The organism is Acetobacter oeni (assembly GCF_011516825.1).
In the GTDB taxonomy this organism is placed as follows: Bacteria; Pseudomonadota; Alphaproteobacteria; order Acetobacterales; family Acetobacteraceae; genus Acetobacter; species Acetobacter oeni.
Map to the genome: position 1 here is coordinate 21,840 of NZ_WOTA01000023.1, position 19,680 is coordinate 41,519.

The following is a 19,680-nucleotide window of genomic DNA, read 5'->3' on the forward strand; positions in this document are numbered from 1 at the left end:
CGATGACGGTCGTGCCGGCATTGTTTATGCGGTCCGGCCGGATGTTTTCGCAGAATGTCTGTAAATCCGGCTTTCCCGGAAGAGGGCGACGGGCGCGAGGCTCCTCCCGTCCGGTTGCGGCTGATGGAGACATCCGATCTCCATATGTTTGTTTATGCGTGGGATTATTACCGGGCGTGTGAAGATAACACGGTAGGGCTTGCCCGCGTTGCCAGTCTGATCCGCGCGGCTCGCGCGGAATCGGAGAACAGTCTGCTTTTTGACAATGGCGATATTGTTCAGGGGAATCCTCTGGGCGACTATATTGCGCTTCCGGGGCATCTGAAAGCAGAGGATGGCCACCGGATGTTCCGGGCCATGAACCGGCTGGGCTATGACGCCGCCACGCTGGGCAACCATGAGTTTAATTACGGCCTGTCCTTTCTTGAAGAGGCGTTGCGGAGCGCTGATTTTCCGTTCGTCTGCGCGAATGCTGAATATGTCGACGGAACGCCTCTGGTGCCGCGGGAGATCGTTCTTGAGCGGGAGGTAACGGATAAAGCCGGGCAGGTTCATCAACTCAGAATTGGCGTTATTGGCTTTTTGCCGCCGCAGATTGTCATCTGGGATGCAATGCATCTGGCGGGGCGGGTGACGACGACTGACATTGTTGAAGCCGCGCGGCGGTATGTGCCGGCGTTACGCGCGCGCTGTGATGTGCTGGTCGCTCTCTGTCATTCCGGGATCTCGTCGGCGCCGCGTCAGGGCGGAGATGAGAACGCGGCGTTATATCTGGCGGAGGAGCCAGGCATTGATGTGGTGTTTGCGGGTCATGCCCATCGTGTCTTTCCGGGGCCGGATTATGACGGGCTGGCCGGTGTCGATGCGCAGGCCGGCAGGCTGGCGGGCAAGCCTGCGGTCATGCCGGGGTTCTGGGGCAGCCATCTCGGCGTGATTGACCTCGAATTACGGATCGGAGTTTCCGGCTGGTATGTGGCGGACTCTCAGTGTGAGGTCCGGCCCGTTTATAAGCGTGAGTCGGGTGCGGTCGTTCCGCTTGCGCGGGATGATGCGTTGATTGTCGAGACGGCCTTGTCCGAGCATGAGGCGACGATTGCCTGGATGGCGCGGCAGGCTGGTGAAACAGAGCTGCCACTGAATACATACTTTACTTTCCTGCAGCCGGACCCGTGCCTGGCTCTGATCAATGCCGCGCAGCTCTGGTATGTACGACCGCTTCTGGCGGGGACGGATGCCGGGTCCCTGCCGCTGCTGTCGGCGGCCACGCCGTTTAAGGCGGGCGGGCTGTCTTCGGATGCGTTCGTCGATATTCCCGCCGGACCCCTGACGATGAGGGATCTGGCGAACATATATACTTTCACGAATACCATCTGTGTTCTGCGCTGTAGCGGCGCCGAGGTGAAGGAATGGCTTGAAAAATCGGCGGTGGTTTTCAATCGGATCGTGCCTGGTGTGACAGTGCCGCAGAGGCTGCTTGCATCCGATGTGCCGGCTTATAATTTTGATGTCATCGCCGGTGTGACCTATGCGATCGATGTCACGCAGCCGGCCCGTTATACAGCCGCGGGTATGCTGGTTTGTCCCGACGCGCACAGGATCAGGGATCTCCGTTTCGACGGCGTGCCTGTTGATCCGGATCAGTCGTTTGCGATGGTTACGAATAATTACCGGGCAGGCGGGGGCGGGCATTTTGCCGGCACGGGCAGTGACCATGTCGTGCTCACCGGGCCTGATGGAAACCGGGATGCGGTTATCCGTTATGTGACGCATCAGGGAAGCATCAGTCCTTCGCTCGAAACGGTATGGCGCTTTGCCTGCCCGTCTGAACCTGTCACGGTCTTTGTTGAACTGCCGCCAGCGGCGGCGGTGCTGGCCGGCCGGAATGAGATGTTACAGCGGGAGGACGGAGGGGAAGACGGATTCGACCGTTACACTTTTGTCCTTTCGTAAAGTGCTGTTTGATCCGGTTAAATAAAATTTCCCCTCGTATCATAAAAAAACCGTTATTCTGGTTTCTGATCTGTGTTTGTGAAGGAAATTGCCGGTTCCCGGTGTCGGGCCGCTGATCAGAAAAGGGGATGTTCCATGTGGGTATCCAGTCTGAAAATTCGGGACCGGAAGCGGTTATCTGTTACTTGTGCCAGTCGGTAGCAGGGTTGCATATGGTCAGATGGTGCAATCTCCATCTGGCAACATTCAGCCGGAAGTGCCGGATTATTCCCGTGAAGGCTCCGATTGCGATGATTATTCCACCGCGATTGTTTCCTCTTATGCCCTGAAAGCAGTCTTCGCGCTCGGTCTGACCGGTGTTTTTCTGTCCCGGCAAATTCTTTCGGGCAGTCTGGTCGCTCCGTTCTGGTGGTGGGGGACTGCCGTTTTCTGTGTTGTTCTGGCGACGATATGTGTCCGTTCCACGAAAATCCGGCGCAGGGATGGTTATCTGATTGCTGTTGTGTGCGGCATGGCCTTTCTGCAGCGCTGCACGTTCGCGCAGGCTCATGTCGGTGCGGAGGCTGAACTCTGTTATATTTCAGGCTGGATGATGGTGCTGGCTTTGCTTTGCCGGACATCGCTCAGTTTTCGTTTTTCGTTTTTTTTGCTGCTACTGACAGCGATCGGACCGGAATGGCTGCATCCTGAAGGCGGAATGCGGGTCGCGCTGTTGCTGACGGGGATGCTGTCTGTCGCTGCTTTTGTGCTGCGGAGCGCATTACAGAAAAAAACCGGGGCGCTTTACGATAAAATCCGTTATCTTCAGGTTCTGTCTTCAACGGACGAACTGACCGGCATCATGAATCGCCGTGCGTTTCCGGAGCGTGTGGAAATGTTCCGGCGGGAGGTGGATGCGCCTTTACGCTATCTTCTGTTACTTGATCTCGATAATTTCAAGCAGGTGAATGACCGTCACGGGCATCAGGCCGGGGACAGGGTGCTGACGGCGGTTGCCGCTGCGATTCTCGCGGTGCCGGGTGTTGTTGCGCTGGGGCGTCTTGGCGGGGAAGAGTTTGGTGCGGTGCTGGAAGTCGGGCGGGATGTCATCGGTTGCCGGGCGAATGCCGTTCTTGAGGCTGTTGCAGCCTGTTCGTGGGAGGGACAACTGGTCTCCGCGAGCGCGGGGGGTGTTAAGCTGGCCATGGGCCGCACTGTGGAGCTGAGTCTCGCCTGTGCCGACGCTGCGATGTATCGTTCGAAAATGAGCGGCAAGGGCAGATTTACACTCTTTTCGCCTGAGACGACTGTGGTTTTCAGGGCGGAGGACGGGACCAGCCAGACGCCGGATAAACCTGTTCTGGCATAAGGCGCTTTCTCCGGTTTCGGCCTCCGGTTTCGGCGGTCCGCAACGGGCGTATGCTTGACGACAGCGATTTCCACCCGCATTGCTGCCTGCATTATGCGTGTTGCCGCCATTCTTCTCGCCGCCGGACAGGGCAGCCGTTATGCGGCTTCCACCGGCCATACGATCGCCAAGCAGTTTGTGACGCTTGCCGGACGTCCTGTCATTCGCCATGCAGCGGAGGCCTTGCTGCCTCATATTGCGCTGTTGCAGCCGGTTGGCGATCCGGGTCTCCTGCGGGAAGCGCTGGACGGACTGGCCACGCTGCCGCCGGTTGAAGGCGGAGCGGAGCGGCAGGATAGTGTGCGTGCTGGTCTTGAAGCGCTGGATGCTCTTCCTGAAGATCAGAAACCTGACCTTGTGCTGGTTCACGACGGGGCGCGTCCGTATGTTCCGGGGCGGCTGATCGAGGATGTGGTTGCGGCTCTGGCGTTGCATCCGGGCGCCATTCCGGCGGTGCCGGTGGCCGATACGCTCAAGCGTGGCGAGAATGGTGTTATTACGGGAACGGTGTCACGGGACAGGCTGTTTCGCGCGCAGACGCCTCAGGGCTTCCGTTTTGCCCTGCTGCGTGATCTGCATCGGTCCGCAGCGGCGCAGAGCGGTTCCACAGCGACTGATGATGCGCTTCTGCTTGAGAGCTCGGGCTTCAGCGTGGCGCTTGTTCCTGGTTCCGAAGACAATATCAAGCTGACTTATGAGGAGGATCTGGTGCGCCTGGAACGCCTGATTGGCCCGACCCTGCTGCCCCGCACCGGCTTCGGCTATGATGTTCATGCTTTTGCTGAAAATCGCCCGTTGATTATCTGTGGCATTACGATCCCTCACACGCGGGGACTGGCGGGTCATTCCGATGCCGATGTTGGCATCCATGCGCTGTGTGACGCCATTTACGGTGCGCTGGCGGAAGGGGATATCGGGCGTCATTTTCCGCCGAACCAGAACGAATGGAAAGATGCGGACAGTGCCCGCTTTCTTGTTCATGCGGGTGAGCTTGTTCGGAGCAAGGGCGGGATGCTGGTGAATGCCGATATCACGCTGATCTGTGAGCGCCCGAAAATCGGCCCTCATGCGACGGCCATGCGTGAAAGACTGGCTTCTCTGCTCCAGGTCGATATCGGCCGGATCTCGGTGAAGGCCACGACGTCCGAACGTCTTGGCTTTACCGGTCGTGAAGAAGGCATAGCCTGTGCCGCGACGGCTACGGTTCTGGTTCCGTAGTATTCGGGCCGTGGTATTTTTATCCGGTTTCGAGGGGTGACCGGTGGCTTTCCCGTCTGTTCCGGGAAAGCTGATCTGTCCGGCCGGTCGGGAAGAGTCCGGTGTCTGTCAGAATGATGAGCAGCCCCGGACAACATTGAGTCCGACGGCCTGCTGGGCGAATTTTTGCATATATCCGGTCCGGATCGAGGTGATTTTCTCCGCAAGGTCGGGTGTCCCTTCCGTCACGATCCACACCAGTCGCGATGGCTCTGTTCCGATCCGTCCGGTGGTTCGGTCCTGCCACTGGCCCAGACTGTTCTGCACGGTCAGGCCGGCGGGGAAGCGCGGGGTAATCACGTCGCGCAGAAAAGAGCGCCATTCGGACTCTGTGATGACTCCGCCGTTCGGGCGGGTCATGCCGAACATCAGGGTCAGCTGAATACTGGCGGTGGCATGCAGTTTGTCGCAGATGTCCGGCGGGGCTGCGGCATCGGAGAGCACGGGAGCCGGTGTGGCCGGCCTGTTATCCGCGGCCGGTGCCTGGCAGGCGACCGGGAGCAGCGCGAGCAGCGCGACGGTGTATCTTTGCATTCTTCTCACTTTGCGTGCGCCGGGGGCAGGTGGCCCTGAAGGCCCTGTCTGAGTGCTTCGGCGTCGGGCGAATCAGCCGGGATCAGTCCTTCTCTGAGGAACAGGTCGATCAGCACGAGATTGACGTTGAATTTGAACTCATTCGTGTCGCGCACCAGTCGGAAGACTTCGGCGATGGGGAGGATGAGAAATTCCTCGACTTCACCATCTGCCGGTTCCGGGGTGAAGCTGTCGGGCAGGACGAGATCGTAGCAGATCAGGAGGTCACGTCGGAGACCTTCCGGACGATCGAGCGTGTAGCGGATCGTGCCTGTCTGGCGGGCCTGTTGCATCATATCGGCCGGCAGGCTGGCTTCTTCGGCGGCTTCCTTGCGTATGGCGGCATCCGGGGTTAGTCCGGCGGACACGCCGCCCGCGACGAGATGATCGAGTTTGCCCGGATCGAGGCGTTTGTTTTTTGCGCGGCGTCCGACCCAGAGATGCAGGCCGTCCTCTTTGCGGACGAGTCCGTTGAGATGGACGCCGACGGCGAGAAGCCCGAAGAGGGGCAGGGCACCGCGATCGATGCGCGCGACCGGAGCGGCGCCTTCGGCGGGGATGACGTCGAACAGTTCATGATGAGAGCGATACAGACCGTCTTCGGCAAGACGCTGCCCCAGAGCTTCCAGTTGTGCGGGGTCGGCCAGTGAGAAGCCCTTGCCGTCGGCCAGGCCCGCTTTTTCGAGAACGGGGGCGATGCGGGGGTCGATAAAGCCCGCGAGTTGTCCGGCAAGTCTGAAGGGGGCGCGTGTTTCGAGAGGGCGGGCTGTGTTGCATGCGATAATGTGGCGCATGAAACCGCTGTCTTTTCTGCTCATTACTACTGTCCCAGGCCGCGTGAGAGAGCGGGGTTTTGTCGCAAAAAGTGCCGCGACGATCTTCTGAAGCAGCGGGCACGGGTGACCGGAGGCCTGATGCTGCTGCATTTTTCCTACGGGGAGACCCGGACGCTGACAATGCCGGGCGGGTAAGTCTCCGGTTTTGTGAGGGGTTGCAAAAAGGGGGGAAGCTGCCACATCGGGCGGATGAGTCCTCCATCGAATACGTCGCCCCGCCCGGCTAAGCCCGCCGGACTCACTCTTTCGCGTCTGCTGCCTTATCTGTGGCCCCGTAACGATCCGGGGCTGCGCTTTCGTGTCGTTCTTGTGCTGGCGCTTATGGTGCTGGCCAAGGTTGTGACGATCAGCGTTCCGTGGCTGTACAGTCGGATTATCGATCATCTCTCGCATCCGGCTTCCGTGGCGACGGTGCCGGTGCTGCTGATTGTCGGCTACGGTCTTGTCCGGATTCTGTCTTCCGCGTTCAACGAGCTTCGGGATGCCGTGTTTGCTCCGGTGCGATTTCGGGTAGCGCGCGATGCGGCGATGCGCAGTTTTATGCATATGCATCAGCTGTCGCTGCGCTTTCACATGGATCGCCGGACGGGTGGTGTGACGCGCGCTATTGAGCGAGGCACGGAGGCTGTGGAAACGCTGCTCCGGATGAGTCTGATCATCTTTCCGACTCTGCTTGAAGCTTTCATGGTGATCGGCCTGATATGGGTGATGTTCGACTGGCGTTATGCCGGGCTGATTCTGCTGGCCGTCATCGCTTATGTCGGATTTACTTTTGCATTTACATCCTGGCGGATTGGTATTCGTCGCCGGATGAATGACATTAACAGTGAGGCGACGGGGAAAGCGCTCGACAGTCTGCTGAACTATGAGACGGTCAAATACTTTGGCAATGAGAGCCATGAAGCCACGCGCTATGGCGATGCCCAGACACGCTATGCGGATGCGGCCACGCAGACCCAGTATACGCTCGGACTGCTGAATTTCGGGCAGGCGGCGATCATCGGGACTGCTCTGATGGTCATCATGCTGATGGCAGGTTCTGATGTTGCGGGCGGGCGGCTGAGCGTGGGGCAGTTCGTGCTGGTGAACACGTATCTGCTTCAGCTTTATGCGCCGCTGAATTTTCTGGGTTCTATTTACTCATCCATTCGCAATGCGCTGGTCGATCTGGAGCATATGTTCGGGTTGCTGGAGGAAACGGTCGAGGTTGCCGATCCTGCTGCTCCGCTGCCGATTGCCGCGCGGCTGCATGATGCGCCGCCGGTGAGTATTGAGTTCCGGGATGTTCATTTCGGTTACCGGCGCGATCGCGAGATCCTGCACGGGGTGAGTTTTCAGACCCGGCCCGGTCATCTGGTGGCCATTGTCGGATCGACCGGGGCGGGGAAATCGACCATCAGCCGGCTGTTGTTCCGGTTTTATGATGTCTGGTCGGGTCATGTGATGATCGACGGGCATGATGTCCGGGATTATCGTCAGGACGATTTGCGGGCGGCTATTGGCGTGGTGCCGCAGGATACCGTTCTGTTCAATGATACAATCGGTTACAATATTGCTTACGGGCATCTGGATGCGACACCGGACGATATTGAGCGTGCGGCCCGGCTGGCCCGGATACATGATTTTATCATATCGCTGCCGGAGGGGTATAACACGCGTGTAGGTGAGCGGGGGCTGAAGCTTTCGGGGGGTGAGAAACAGCGTGTTGCGATTGCCCGGACGATCCTGAAGGATCCGAGGCTGCTGATTCTGGATGAGGCGACGAGTGCGCTCGATACGCACACGGAGCGCGAGATTCAGTCGGCTTTGAGGGCTGTTTCCGCTGAACGTACCACGGTCGTGATCGCGCACCGTCTTTCCACGGTGGTCGATGCGGACGAAATACTGGTACTGGCCGATGGTCTTGTGCGGGAGCGAGGCCGGCATGCTGAGCTTATCGCGCAGGGCGGTCTCTATGCCGCCATGTGGGCGGCGCAGGACACGGGAACCGATCCGCAGCAGGAAGCGGGCAGGGAAGAGGAGACGTTTCTCGTCTGAGCTGCGGAGTTGCAAACAGGGCGTGCGGTATGGAGCCGGCGCTGTCAGGAGATAGACGGTTATGACTGAGAACAAGGCAGGCGAAGGACAGGCTCCGGTTTCCGGGGCCGGGACCGAGCAGGTTTCGGAAGAGTTGACCAAATGCGCGATGGTGGTGGAGCACGCCATCGAGCATCTTCTGGAAGAGAATCACGCACCTCTTGCCGTGGCGTCCGCGCTGCTGGGCGGGTCGCTTGGTCTTCTGGCGCGCACGATGGATCGCGATACGATTCTGAAGATTCTGGACAGTGCTGTTCAGAGCGTCCGGTCCGGTGAATTGCAGCAGGCCGAGACGGCGCGTCGTGGCGGCAGTGCCTGACACCCGTCCGGACAGGTGCTGCGGGGCGAATGACGGTATGAGGAAGGGGGCGCCGGCACATTCATGCCGGGGAGCCGCCATAGTTTGCTTGACTGCGGGAGCGGCCTCCGTCATAAGCCGCGCCTGATTATGAAGGATGAACGCCGGGCATTGCCTCGGCCCCTGTTCTTTTCTGACCGAGGAAATAACCATGTCCCGCCGTTGCGAGATCACTGGCAAAGGTGTCCTGACGGGCAACAACGTCAGCCACGCCAATAACAAGAGCCGCCGTCGTTTTCTGCCGAATCTGCAGGAAGTCTCTGTCCTTTCCGAGATTCTGGGCGCGTCCGTGCCGATGCGGGTAAGCACCCGCGGGCTGCGTACGATTGAGCACAACGGTGGTCTTGATTCTTTTCTGCTCGATACGCCGAATCGTAACCTGACGGTCGAGGCTCTGGTTATCAAGCGTCGTATTAAGCGTGCGCAGGCAAAGAAGCAGGCTGCCGTCGCCGCCTGATCTTTTTGTGAAGATAATGTCTCAGAGCGGGCATTCTCTTCGCTTTTTTACCGCCCCCATTTGCAGGGCTGTGTAAAGGCAGTTTTGCGATAGTCCGACCCCGGATCGGGGCGGATATATCCCGAGACAGGGGCGCGGGGAGAGTTCTCTCCTGTCGCGCCCCGTATGCTTTTTGCTCTGTCTGTTTTCTGGCCCAGCCGTTTCCCGGAGAATTCCCGTGTCCGCCCAGTCCGAACTCTCGAAAATCCGCAATATCGGGATCACCGCGCATATCGACGCGGGCAAGACCACAACCACTGAGCGCATTCTGTATTATACGGGTGTGTCGCATAAGATCGGCGAGGTCCACGAGGGAAACACGACGACCGATTACATGGCGCAGGAGCGCGAGCGTGGCATTACGATCACCTCCGCGGCTGTGACCTGCGAGTGGAAAGATCATCGTATCAACATCATTGATACGCCAGGCCACATTGACTTCAACATTGAAGTGAACCGTTCGCTGCGCGTGCTTGACGGTGCGATCTTCATTATTGAAGGCGTTGCCGGCGTGCAGCCTCAGTCAGAGACCAACTGGCGCCTGGCTGATCGCTACAATGTTCCGCGCATCATCTTTATCAACAAGCTGGATCGCACGGGCGCGGATTTTTACCGTGCCTTCGATACGCTGAAAGAGAAGCTGGATATTGTCGCAATTCCGCTTCAGCTTCCGATCGGTGCCGAGGAGAATTTCCTGGGTGTTGTCGATCTGGTTGAGATGAAGGCAATTATCTGGGAAGGCGGCGAGCTCGGCGCTAAATTTCATGACGAGGAAATTCCGGCTGATCTGAAAGAGAAAGCGGCCGAGGCTCGTCAGGATCTGCTCGATACGGCTCTTGCTGTCGATAATGACGCGATGGAAGAGTATTTCGAGAAGGGTGACGTTTCGGTTGAAACTCTGAAGAAGTGCATCAAGAAGGGTGCGCTGACCGGTGAGTTCCGTCCGGTTCTTTGTGGTACGGCCTTCAAGAACAAGGGTGTGCAGCCGCTGCTGGACGCGGTGATCGACTATCTGCCGGCTCCGGACGATGTTGAGGGTATCCGTTGTGCGCCGCCGGAAGACGCCGACGATGATCTCGACGAGAAAAAACTGCCGATTATTCCGGTTGACCCGAATGGCAAGTTTGCCGGCCTCGCGTTCAAGATCATCAACGACAAGTACGGAACGCTGACGTTCGTGCGTGTTTATCGCGGTGTTCTGAAGACGGGCGACACTGTTCTGAACACGACGAAAGGCCACAAAGAGCGTATCGGGCGCATCTATCAGATGCATGCTGATAAGCGCGAGGAGCTTTCTGAGGTTCACGCCGGTGATATCGCGGCCTTTGTTGGTCTGAAGGACAGCCAGACGGGTGACACGCTGGCTGATCCGGCTGATCCTGTCGTTCTGGAGCGTATGAGCTTCCCGATTCCGGTTATCGATCTCTCGGTTGAGCCTAAGACCAAGGACGGCGTCGAGAAGATGACGCTGGCTCTGCAGAAGCTGGCCGGTGAAGATCCTTCGCTGCGCCTGAAGACTGATCAGGAGACGGGACAGACCATTCTTTCCGGAATGGGCGAGCTTCATCTTGATATCATCATTGACCGTCTGCGCCGTGAATATGGTGTGGATGCCAATGTCGGCGCGCCGCAGGTGGCTTATCGTGAGACGATCAGCAAGCCTCATACCGAGACCTATACGCACAAAAAGCAGTCGGGTGGTTCCGGGCAGTTCGCCGAAGTGAAAATCGAGTTCGCGCCACAGGAGCGGAACGAAGGTATTGCCTTTGAAAACAAGGTTGTGGGTGGTTCCGTTCCCAAGGAATACATCCCGGCCGTTGAAAAAGGTATCCGGGTTCAGTCCACCAGTGGCGTGCTTGCGGGTTTCCCCACCGTCGATTTCAAGTTCACTCTGCTTGACGGCAAGTATCATGACGTTGACTCGTCGGCTCTGGCATTCGAAATCGCCGCCAAGGCCTGCTTTCGTGAAGGCATGAAGCTGGCTGGTCCGGTCATTCTTGAGCCGATCATGGACGTTGAGGTCACAACGCCGAATGATCATGTCGGTGATGTGGTTGGTGATCTGAACCGTCGTCGTGGTATGATTCAGAGTCAGGAGACAGCGGGTTCGACGGTTATGGTCCGCGCTCAGGTGCCGCTGAAGGAAATGTTCGGATATATTTCGCATCTCCGTTCGATGACAAAAGGTCGTGCGTCGTTCACGATGCAGTTCCATCATTACGATCCGGTGCCGCGCAATGTCGCGGAAGAGATCATGGCGAAATCTGCCTGATTTCCACGTCCGTGTTCAGAAAAAGCCGGCCCCGCAAGGGCCGGCTTTTTTGTTTTGAGGGAGACTGTTTATTTCCCGTTGATGGCAATGGTTCTGCGGACGGGGGATGGTTCTGACAGTCGATGAAAGCAGAGCATTCGAGATGGTCATTGGGAGAAGCGGGTAAAATTTCTGTTACTCGCTTTAAGCGATCCGGATGCGTGTGCAGGAGGGAAGAGTCCCCGCGACCTGAGTAATGCCAGGATATATGCGGTCTTCAGGCATCGCCTGAGCACATGATGCGGTCAGGAGTGAGGCCGGAGTGTCTACATAATGAGATATTGCATCGGCCGGACTGAAGCCCTTCGTTCAGGCGTACGTCTGAGCACACACGTTATTTATTTAGTAGCAGATTCTAAAAAATCCCGGTTACTTTGTGTTGGATTTCGCCGGATGAGTAGATCCACCAGTTTTCCAGCGTCATAGAAAAAATAATTAATTGCATCATTATTGAGACATATATGCCCGTTTCGGTATTGCGTCGCAATATGTTTGCAACGTATCGTCATACTACAACTTGGGGTTGCTGGGATGACGAAAATCGATGTTTTGTTACCGGTGTATAATTGCGAAAAATACATTACTTCAGCACTGAAGAGCATTCAGGATCAGACAATCCGTGACATCAGAATTATTGTTGTTGATGATGGATCGGCTGATAATACCGGGCCTCTTGTTCTTGCTGAGTCGCAGAGCGATGCGCGTATTGTTTATCACCGGCAGGATAATGCCGGAATTGTCGTGGCTCTGAATAACGGGCTTGCGTTGTGTGATGCGCCGTTCATTGCACGGATGGATGGCGACGATATTTCCTGTCCGGATCGGTTCGCGAAAGAGCTGGCTTATCTGGAAGCGAACCCGGACTGTGTGGCGGTGAGCGGTCGGGCGCGGCACATCGACCAGAACAGTTCTCCGCTCGGGACAATATCAACCCGCAAAGAATCCCGGAATGCCGATCCCTGCGCAATCCCGGCCGTTGAGCCTTATCTGCTTCACCCCATGCTTATGGCCCGCCGTGAAGCGTTGATTCAGGTCGGTGGGTACAGGGATGTTTACCAGTCTGAGGATTCCGATCTGTACTGGCGCCTCTCGGATATCGGAAGTCTCTATGTGCTGCCGGAAGTCGTTGGTGATTATCGCATTCACACGGATTCCGTTTCGTCTTCCTCTGTCGTCAATGGTCGTCAGCAGGCCATCTGGTCGCAGCTCGCGGCGCTCTCGGAGCAACGCCGCCGCAAAAAAGAAAATGACCTCCGGTTTACAAAGGACTTCGCGAACGACGTCAAAACCCGGCGGGGACTGGCGCAAGCAGTTGCCGTTGCATCTCGCGGCTTATCTCAATCGGAAACAGCATGGTTCGGTTGCGCTGTGTCCGCAAAGCTGCTCGAACTCTCTTACTATCGTCCTTATGAGCCGGACACGCAGGATATTGCGTTTATTCGGCATGCGATTGCATCTGATCCGGACCTGAAATCCCGCAAGAGCTACGGTGTCATTCGCGAGGCTGTTCTGTCCTGTGCTGTCCGGCTCGTCGGAGCGGGCCGCTATAAAGACGCCGTGACACTGACTGGCACGAACAATATTCCAAAACTGATCGGGCGCTCTGTTTTCAGACATATTTTGCCTAAAGGGCTGGCAGAAAAAATTAAACAGCTTGTAAAAGCAAAGAAACACATTCTCTGAAAAAGTCGCTTCGCTGCTTATCGGTGAGATTTACTTCAACACTCTTTTCGCAAGGTGTCTTCGGAAAGCCAGGCGTGAGATCATCCTGGTAACTCCGGATATATCAGAGCAGGAAACCCAACTTATTATCTGGCGTGTGCAGACAGATCGTACGCTGAAACAAAAATTCTTTGAGCCAGTTGATCTCAGGAGATGAGCGAGGAGGACATTTCGCTGAGTCTCCGGAGTTCCGGTTTCTTTGCATGAAAAAGCAATCCATCGCTTTCCGGAGGATCGACGCGGCGTGGATGCGGTCCTGATCCGCCGTCGCATTCGGGCTTCCGATATACCAGGCAAATGACAAACTTCCTGCGTTCGACACAGATGTTGTGTTTGTCGCCGGTGGCGTAACGTCGGTTGCCGGATAAATCCTGCCAGTGCCATCAACTCACACTTCGCGCTGTGACGGAGACCAGTGGAAATATCCTTCCCGTCATCAATGGCGGTGATATTCCTGAAGACGTTATTGCTGAACGTGTCCGGATAAAATGCGGTGCGTATCCAACGTTACGAACATTTTGTTCGCATTGTGCGGCATGAGAAATGGCGGATTTTTGCGGATTGTGGTGCCGGGTGAGGGATTTGAACCCCCGACCTTCGGTTTACAAAACCGCTGCACTACCACTGTGCTAACCCGGCGGATATGCCTGAAAAAGCATATACGGACCTGCTAATGATCCGCCCGTGTTTTGCCTGCCCTCAGGAGGCTGGTCAAGATCAATCTTCCCGGTGTTGCCGATCTCAAATTCAGCCATCGTATTGTCTGCGACCTGATGGCGAGCGCCGGGCGTGCAAAAAAACTGACCGAGCCGGCGGATACGGGAAACTCTCCCTCGACGAAGAGCGGTAAGAGTGTTTCGCCCCGAAAAAAGAGTCATCCGCTTGTCCGGCTGATTCTGATCCTTGTTCTGGTCCTCGTGATCATCGGGGGCGTGGTTTACTGGTTTCTGCATCGGTTTGAAGTCGAGACAGGCGATGCGTTTACGCGGGGACGTGCGATTACCATTGTGCCTCATGTTTCCGGATATGTGACCGAACTGCTGGTGGACGATAACCAGTTCATAAAGGCCGGTCAGTTGCTGGCGCGGATTGATCCCCGGGACTGGCAGGCGAATCGTGATAAGGCGGCAGCCGCGGAGAATCAGGCGGAAGCTTCCGTTGCTGCCAATCAGATGATGCTTCAGGTCGCTGAGAAGAACTTCCCTGGTCGTCTCCTTGCCGCTCAGGGGCAGCTTGCCGCCGCGAAAGCGCAGGAGTTTCGCGCGGAGGCGGATTATAAGCGACAACATTCCGTTATGCGCGCAGCGACTTCGCAGCAGGATATTGATTATTCCCGGGCCTCGCTTGATGCGGCGCGTGCTCAGGTGACGGAAGCTCAGGCGCAGGTGGAGATTGCCGCGCCGGTTGTTCCGAATGTTTCTAACGCGAAGGCCATGGTTTCCGGTCAGAAGGCGCAGCTTGCCAGCACTAAGGCGGCTCTGGCTCTGGCGGATCTCAATCTGCAGTGGACAGAAATTCGCACTCCGCATGATGGGTGGATTTCTCAGAGTAATGTTGAGGCCGGGCATTATGTTTCTACCGGGCAGAGTCTGTTTTCGATCGTTGAGCCCGAGGTGTGGGTGATAGCGAATTATAAAGAGACGCAGATTACCAGTATGCGACCGGGGCCGCTCGTCGATATTGAGGTCTATGCTTATCCGGCCCATGAACTGCATGGTCATATTTCTGATACCGATTGTTGGCCGGCTGATGACTGTCATCTCCGTACGGATGGTCATTGCGACAGGTTTTACTCTCATGGGGCTGGCATTATTCTGGTCGGCGCACCTGGTGCCTTATCTCGACTCTTGTGTTTTTCTGCATGAGTCAGACGGCCTGCGTGGCTTTCCTGTTCGTTCCGCTTTCGACGGCTGCCTGTTCGACGCTTTCAAGAGATATGAATGCCGATGCCCCGGCTCTCTTTTCGATGGTCCGGAATTTTCTCGGGTCGCTGAGTATTTCCGGAGAGGCGGCAGGCTCATCAGTCGGATATGGTTCACTGGATGACGCCGTTTCATCAGCCGTATAATGATGACTATCTTGCCCGGGGGCGGCAGTTTGCGCTTGATCATAATCAGGCGCAGGCGGCTGATGCGCTGGCGCAGCGCCATCTGCTCGTTGATTTTAGCCAGCAGGTGGCTATGCTGGCTTGCAATGAAGCGTTCATGATTTTCGGGATTGCGGCTCTTTGTGTCGTGCCTTTCTGTTTTCTTCTTTCGCCGATCAAGGGTGACGGGAAGGTTGCGGTCGCCCACTGATAAGGTCTGAGTATGCACGCTCCTTCCTCTCCTTTTCCCTCGTTGCCGAATGCGGAGCGGCCCCGGTTTGCGAGCACGGGACCATCCGGGCACCGCGGAAGGATGAGGGAGCGGGTTCTGTCTCTGGGCGCGCCAGCCCTGGCTGATTATGAACTCATTGAGATGCTGCTGTTTCTGGGCATTACGAGATGCGACACAAAGCCGCTTGCAAAGTCACTGATCAATCGGTTTGGCTCTTTCGCCGGGGTTCTTAATGCGCCGGCTGAGGTTCTTCGGTCCGAGCGTCTTAATGATGAGACGATAACGGCACTGAAATTACCGGTTCTGGTGGCGCAGCGACTGGCGGAAGCAGATGCGCGGACGCGGCCACTGCTGAGCAACTGGGATGCTCTTCTGACTTATTTTGATACTGCGCTGCATGGCGCGGTTCCGGGTCAGTTGCGGATTCTTTTTCTTGATAATCGTAACCGGCTTATTGGTGACGAGGCTGTGTCACCTGAGAACGGAGTGACGGCGAAGGGGGGTGGCCCCGGCGGTGAAGCGGCGGGCATTCTGCGTCGCGCTCTGGCGCTGCATGCGACGGCGCTGATCGGGATACGGATCTGTGGCGGTGGTCATGCACTCCGAAAGTCGGCCGCTTCCGATGAGGCGCTCGCCCTGGAGCTTGTTCGCGCCGGTGCTCTGCTGTCGATCGCCGTGCACGACATGATAGCGCTTCAGGGTGGTGAGTGGGTCAGCCTGAAGCAGCTTGGAAAGTTCTGACCGGGCCGGTGTGAGTCTTACGGTTTTGCATGCATGGTGTCGGTCAGGACACCCATTTGTGGTCGTTCGGTGCCATCTTTTTTCGGCTCGAGCGTGTACATATATTCTCCCCAGATCGGACCGCCGGACCAGTAGGTCCACCCGAACCAGTTAGCAGGGCGGGAATAGAGATAGGTCATGGCGCGTCGCAGATCAGCAAGACATTGCGGGCTGCGTCCGGCGCCGAATTCGCCGAGCAGGCCTTTTGCATGATGAGCTTCCAGCCAGTCGGTGAACGGCGCGAGGCGTCCTTCGACCTGATCTTCCGGCACACAGTCGGGGGAGGTGCCGGATGAATCACGATCGAAATACTGGTGGGCCTCGAAAATCAGAGCATTTCGCGGATCGTGCAGGCGTGCCAGCGCGTCACCATTGACCTGTGGGAAATTATGCGCGCCGTCCCAGCCGATACCGGAGACTGAGATCCGGTTTCTGGCGCCTGTTTTGCGGATGACGTCGATGGCCTGTTGCTGCAGTTGCGCCCATTCATCGGCGGATTTCTGCTGTGGTTCATTCATCAGGCCGAAGATTACAGATGGCGAGGAGCCGAACTGATGTGCCAGCCTGCTCCACAGATCGATAAAGGCCGCGGGGGGGACAGCGTCGGACCCGATAAGCTGGCCGCGATATTTTCCGTAATTATGGATATCGATGATGGTCATGCCGCCGGCTGCTTTCGCGGCCGCGACAAAATCCTTTACGTGTCCGAGATAGGCCTGATCGAGTTCGCCGGACAGTTCGGGTTGCAGGCGTTCCCATGACAGAGGAAGCCGGTAGAGCTTCATGCCCTTAGCTTTATAATAATCGAGTTCCTGCTGTCTGGGGAACACATAGTCCCAGCCGAACCGGCCGGGAAGTTTACCTGATGCAAAACCCGGTCCGGCCAGGTTGACTCCGGGTAAAACGGCAGCTCCGGCCGGTGACGCCATGACGGGCAGCGCCAGGACCAGGGTTGCGATTGCAGCAAGAGGATTAATGTTACCAGGCATGAGTATCTTCGCTGACATGGAGTGCGGGAAAAGGATTATCTCATCGTTGTTCCTGACGGAACCGATCGTCTGTCGGGAGCGGGTTTGGAGTCAACCGGTGATGTGCTGTTCCTGGAATATCCGCATGCACATTCCTGCAGGGATGCGGATATAACGCGGGATATGCCGGATTGTTTCTGCTCTCCCCCATTGATCGCACAGGCAGGAACCGCGATGATCGTCGTACTTTGCCTTAGCAGGCGACAGGCTGCTATCCGTGTGAGGCGGCCATAAGGGAAAAGCTCTCAGCATATGCCTAATTTTCTTGTTTTGTCGGTGCATGATTTCCGTTCCCGCCGGAAGGCAAGCGTGCATTTTATCGCGGCGGAACTGGCAAAAAGAGGGGCCGTGCGGTTTTTTTCGACCGGTCTCAGCCGCTTGTCGGAGCACCGGGGAGATACACGCGCTGATCTTGGCGCGCATGCCAACCGTGTTGAGGTGGCGGATGGCGTCGAATGTTATCTCCAGCGCGGCTTGTGGCATCCTTTCATACTGAGGAAGCCGGCGCTTCGCCCGCTGGAAGAAGCGATGTTCCGGTTCTATCGCAAGAGGATGCCGTCCGTCCTGCGCCGGTGGATCCGTGAAGCGGATGTCGTGTTTATCGAATCGGGCATGGCGGCTATTTATATTGCTGATGTCCGCCGGCTTAATCCGCGCGCCCGTATTGTCTATCTTGCATCCGACGATCTGTCCGTTGTGGGTGCGGCCGGGACGATCATACGGGATTTTGCCCGTAACTTCGATAAAATCGACCTTGTCCGTCTGCCTTCACGATTGCTGCTTGAGGGGATGCCGCACGGGCGCAACGCTATTTTTGCGCCGCACGGGGTTGACCGGTCTCTGATGGACAGGCCGCGTGCGTCGCCGTTTGGTGACCGGCAGGCCTGTGTATCCGTTGGTTCGATGCTGTTCGATGCGTCGTTCTTCAATCTGGCGGCGCCACGGTTTCCCGACCTTGAATTTCACGTCATTGGCGCCGGGCGGGCGGCGGAAGCACTCGATACGCGCCCGAATATTATCGTGCATGACGAGATGCCTTTTGCGGATACCCTGGCCTATGTGCAGAATGCCGCATTCGGGGTCGCGCCCTATCGGGATGCGAACACTCCGCGTTATCTTCTCGATACATCGCTGAAACTCAAACAGTTTGCGTTTTTCGGTAAGCCGGCAGTTTGCCCGGAGTTTGCTCTGGACGGCACGGTCGGGCGGTTTGGTTATCGGCCTGGCGACGGGAAATCTGTCGAGGCGGCGATCAGGGCGGCGCTTGACTGTCGGGAAGCAATTTCGATCGATCTGCCGGAATGGAGCGAGATTGTGGACAGGCTCCTGACACCGGAGCGTTTTCCGGAGTTTCGTCTCGCGCCCAGGACGGAGGGCAACACTGTCGCGGTATATCGCACGGAAATTCTGCCGCTTTCCGAGACTTTTGTCCGTGATCAGGCACTGGCGCTACGTCGCTGGCATCCTGTGCTCATCGGAGAGCGGGAGATCGGAAAGCTGCCGCTGTACGGGCTTGAAGTGCATGCGTGCAGCAAGGGGCCGGTTTCTTTTTTTCAGAAAGTTCGTGGGGCCATTAACAGGAGACTCGATCTGCCGTCGCCGGGCATTATGCGGATTGCCTGTTCCGTTGCTCCCCGTCTGATCCATGCTCATTTTGGTTTCGATGGTGTTGACGCGTGGCCGATTGCCCGAAGGCTTGGCGTGCCGCTGCTGGTGACGCTTCACGGATCGGATGTCACCACACGCATGGACTGGTTCGCGGCCGGGCAGGCCGGACGACGCTGGAAGCGCTATCCGACGAAACTGCTGAAACTGGCCCGGCAGAAAAATGTGAGTTTTGTGGCTGTTTCCGGGCCGATCAGGGATGCCGCCATTCGTATCGGTCTTCCTGCGAGCCGGATTTCGATCTGTCATATCGGGATCGATGTCAGCCGGTTTCAGCCATCGGAGCCGTCGCCCGGGCAGCGTGCGCCCATGATTCTCTTTGTCGGTCGTCTGGTCGAGAAGAAGGGAGCGGTGTTCCTTCTCGAGGCTTTCGAGCGTGTCAGGAAAGCGGTTCCCGGTGCCAGGCTGGTGATCGCGGGAGACGGGCCTGAGCGGGCGGAGCTTGAGCGCCGTTCCGGTCAGGCTGATGACGTTACATATATTGGCGCGGCCAGCCGCGATACAATTCAGGCGCTCATGAGCGAGACACGTGTTTTCTGTCTGCCCAGCATTGTTGCCAGAAGCGGCGATATGGAGGGGCTGCCCATAGTCCTTCTGGAAGCGCAGGCAAGCGGCGTGCCTGTGGTGACCTCCGCGAGTGGAGGTACGACGGAAGGGATAATTGACGGAGAGACCGGATTTGCCTTTGCGGAGAAGGATGTGGATGCGCTTGCCCGCAGCCTTATTGCGATTTTAGAGGATGATGCTCTGGCGGACCGGTTTGGTACCGCCGCGCGAAAGTATGTTGAACGCGCTCATGACATACGTCTGTGTACAAATCGGCTTGAAACTGTTTACGATCATGTGATTGGTCAATGAAACGGTTACTCCGGGGCTGTTTCGCTGGTGGCCTGTGCAGTATCCGGATGGGGGACTGATTTCAG

At 57.3% G+C, this 19,680-nt stretch carries 15 protein-coding genes and 1 tRNA gene; 12 read left to right on the forward strand and 4 right to left on the reverse strand.

Going from position 1 to position 19,680, the window contains the following annotated elements; translation table 11 throughout:
* The first annotated feature begins 54 nt into the window (after positions 1-54).
* The 3 genes from GOB90_RS13950 to GOB90_RS13960 all read left to right on the forward strand — a co-directional run bounded on the left by GOB90_RS13950 (position 55) and on the right by GOB90_RS13960 (position 4,555).
* Entirely contained in the window at positions 55-1,950 is a 1,896-nt protein-coding gene (locus GOB90_RS13950) for a bifunctional 2',3'-cyclic-nucleotide 2'-phosphodiesterase/3'-nucleotidase (RefSeq protein WP_146889569.1), read from the forward strand.
* A 220-nt stretch (positions 1,951-2,170) separates the two neighbouring features.
* Positions 2,171-3,298, forward strand: a complete 1,128-nt coding sequence (locus GOB90_RS13955) for a GGDEF domain-containing protein (RefSeq protein ID WP_146889571.1) — start codon at positions 2,171-2,173, stop codon at positions 3,296-3,298.
* Between the two features lie 93 nt (positions 3,299-3,391).
* Positions 3,392-4,555, forward strand: a complete 1,164-nt coding sequence (locus GOB90_RS13960) for a bifunctional 2-C-methyl-D-erythritol 4-phosphate cytidylyltransferase/2-C-methyl-D-erythritol 2,4-cyclodiphosphate synthase (RefSeq protein WP_146889669.1) — start codon at positions 3,392-3,394, stop codon at positions 4,553-4,555.
* A 108-nt stretch (positions 4,556-4,663) separates the two neighbouring features.
* On the opposite strand, the gene GOB90_RS13965 is transcribed toward GOB90_RS13960, so the two are convergent.
* Entirely contained in the window at positions 4,664-5,128 is a 465-nt protein-coding gene (locus GOB90_RS13965; RefSeq protein ID WP_146889573.1) for a DUF3574 domain-containing protein, read from the reverse strand.
* Positions 5,129-5,133: 5 nt separating this feature from the next.
* A complete protein-coding gene (locus GOB90_RS13970; RefSeq protein ID WP_146889576.1) occupies positions 5,134-5,985 on the reverse strand; it encodes an NUDIX hydrolase in 852 nt (283 codons plus the stop codon).
* Positions 5,986-6,192: 207 nt separating this feature from the next.
* Between GOB90_RS13970 and GOB90_RS13975 the strand changes: the two genes are divergently transcribed.
* The 5 genes from GOB90_RS13975 to GOB90_RS13995 all read left to right on the forward strand — a co-directional run bounded on the left by GOB90_RS13975 (position 6,193) and on the right by GOB90_RS13995 (position 12,927).
* Positions 6,193-8,040 carry an ABCB family ABC transporter ATP-binding protein/permease gene (locus GOB90_RS13975; protein ID WP_146889579.1) on the forward strand — a complete coding sequence of 616 codons (1,848 nt, stop codon included), beginning with the start codon at positions 6,193-6,195 and terminating at the stop codon, positions 8,038-8,040.
* Positions 8,041-8,101: 61 nt separating this feature from the next.
* Positions 8,102-8,398 carry a hypothetical protein gene (locus GOB90_RS13980; RefSeq protein WP_146889582.1) on the forward strand — a complete coding sequence of 99 codons (297 nt, stop codon included), beginning with the start codon at positions 8,102-8,104 and terminating at the stop codon, positions 8,396-8,398.
* A gap of 190 nt (positions 8,399-8,588) precedes the next feature.
* Positions 8,589-8,894 (forward strand): 50S ribosomal protein L28, encoded by a 306-nt coding sequence (gene rpmB / locus GOB90_RS13985; RefSeq protein ID WP_146889585.1) that lies wholly within the window; start codon positions 8,589-8,591, stop codon positions 8,892-8,894.
* 217 nt (positions 8,895-9,111) lie between these two features.
* The gene (gene fusA, locus GOB90_RS13990; protein ID WP_146889588.1) at positions 9,112-11,205 is read left to right on the forward strand and encodes an elongation factor G; all 2,094 of its coding nucleotides are present in this window, start codon (positions 9,112-9,114) and stop codon (positions 11,203-11,205) included.
* Between the two features lie 570 nt (positions 11,206-11,775).
* A complete protein-coding gene (locus GOB90_RS13995; protein WP_146889591.1) occupies positions 11,776-12,927 on the forward strand; it encodes a glycosyltransferase family 2 protein in 1,152 nt (383 codons plus the stop codon).
* Positions 12,928-13,530: 603 nt separating this feature from the next.
* On the opposite strand, the gene GOB90_RS14000 is transcribed toward GOB90_RS13995, so the two are convergent.
* A tRNA-Thr gene (locus tag GOB90_RS14000) sits at positions 13,531-13,605 on the reverse strand.
* Between the two features lie 50 nt (positions 13,606-13,655).
* On the opposite strand from GOB90_RS14000, the gene GOB90_RS14005 reads away from it, so the two are divergent.
* The 3 genes from GOB90_RS14005 to GOB90_RS14015 all read left to right on the forward strand — a co-directional run bounded on the left by GOB90_RS14005 (position 13,656) and on the right by GOB90_RS14015 (position 16,025).
* Complete coding sequence (locus tag GOB90_RS14005; protein ID WP_242012043.1) at positions 13,656-14,831, forward strand: HlyD family secretion protein; 1,176 nt, start codon at positions 13,656-13,658, stop codon at positions 14,829-14,831.
* A gap of 177 nt (positions 14,832-15,008) precedes the next feature.
* The gene (locus GOB90_RS14010) at positions 15,009-15,263 is read left to right on the forward strand and encodes a hypothetical protein (protein WP_146889594.1); all 255 of its coding nucleotides are present in this window, start codon (positions 15,009-15,011) and stop codon (positions 15,261-15,263) included.
* Positions 15,264-15,275: 12 nt separating this feature from the next.
* A complete protein-coding gene (locus tag GOB90_RS14015) occupies positions 15,276-16,025 on the forward strand; it encodes a JAB domain-containing protein (RefSeq protein WP_146889597.1) in 750 nt (249 codons plus the stop codon).
* Between the two features lie 17 nt (positions 16,026-16,042).
* Here GOB90_RS14015 and GOB90_RS14020 read toward each other — a convergent pair whose 3' ends face one another.
* Positions 16,043-17,053, reverse strand: a complete 1,011-nt coding sequence (locus GOB90_RS14020) for a glycoside hydrolase family 5 protein (RefSeq protein WP_242012044.1) — start codon at positions 17,051-17,053, stop codon at positions 16,043-16,045.
* A 291-nt stretch (positions 17,054-17,344) separates the two neighbouring features.
* Here GOB90_RS14020 and GOB90_RS14025 point away from each other — a divergent pair, with 291 nt between their 5' ends.
* Entirely contained in the window at positions 17,345-19,615 is a 2,271-nt protein-coding gene (locus GOB90_RS14025) for a GumK N-terminal domain-containing glycosyltransferase (RefSeq protein WP_146889600.1), read from the forward strand.
* Positions 19,616-19,680: the final 65 nt, after the last annotated feature.

Excerpts from the sequence above, each read along its gene's own strand:
- GOB90_RS13950 (WP_146889569.1), top strand. The coding sequence starts at position 55 with ATGTCTGTAAATCCGGCTTTCCCGGAAGAGGGCGACGGGCGCGAGGCT.
- GOB90_RS13955 (WP_146889571.1), top strand. The coding sequence starts at position 2,171 with ATGGTGCAATCTCCATCTGGCAACATTCAGCCGGAAGTGCCGGATTAT.
- GOB90_RS13960 (WP_146889669.1), top strand. The coding sequence starts at position 3,392 with ATGCGTGTTGCCGCCATTCTTCTCGCCGCCGGACAGGGCAGCCGTTAT.
- GOB90_RS13965 (WP_146889573.1), bottom strand. The coding sequence starts at position 5,128 with ATGCAAAGATACACCGTCGCGCTGCTCGCGCTGCTCCCGGTCGCCTGC.
- GOB90_RS13970 (WP_146889576.1), bottom strand. The coding sequence starts at position 5,985 with ATGAGCAGAAAAGACAGCGGTTTCATGCGCCACATTATCGCATGCAAC.
- GOB90_RS13975 (WP_146889579.1), top strand. The coding sequence starts at position 6,193 with ATGAGTCCTCCATCGAATACGTCGCCCCGCCCGGCTAAGCCCGCCGGA.
- GOB90_RS13980 (WP_146889582.1), top strand. The coding sequence starts at position 8,102 with ATGACTGAGAACAAGGCAGGCGAAGGACAGGCTCCGGTTTCCGGGGCC.
- rpmB (WP_146889585.1), top strand. The coding sequence starts at position 8,589 with ATGTCCCGCCGTTGCGAGATCACTGGCAAAGGTGTCCTGACGGGCAAC.
- GOB90_RS13995 (WP_146889591.1), top strand. The coding sequence starts at position 11,776 with ATGACGAAAATCGATGTTTTGTTACCGGTGTATAATTGCGAAAAATAC.
- GOB90_RS14010 (WP_146889594.1), top strand. The coding sequence starts at position 15,009 with ATGACGCCGTTTCATCAGCCGTATAATGATGACTATCTTGCCCGGGGG.
- GOB90_RS14015 (WP_146889597.1), top strand. The coding sequence starts at position 15,276 with ATGCACGCTCCTTCCTCTCCTTTTCCCTCGTTGCCGAATGCGGAGCGG.
- GOB90_RS14020 (WP_242012044.1), bottom strand. The coding sequence starts at position 17,053 with ATGCCTGGTAACATTAATCCTCTTGCTGCAATCGCAACCCTGGTCCTG.
- GOB90_RS14025 (WP_146889600.1), top strand. The coding sequence starts at position 17,345 with ATGCCTAATTTTCTTGTTTTGTCGGTGCATGATTTCCGTTCCCGCCGG.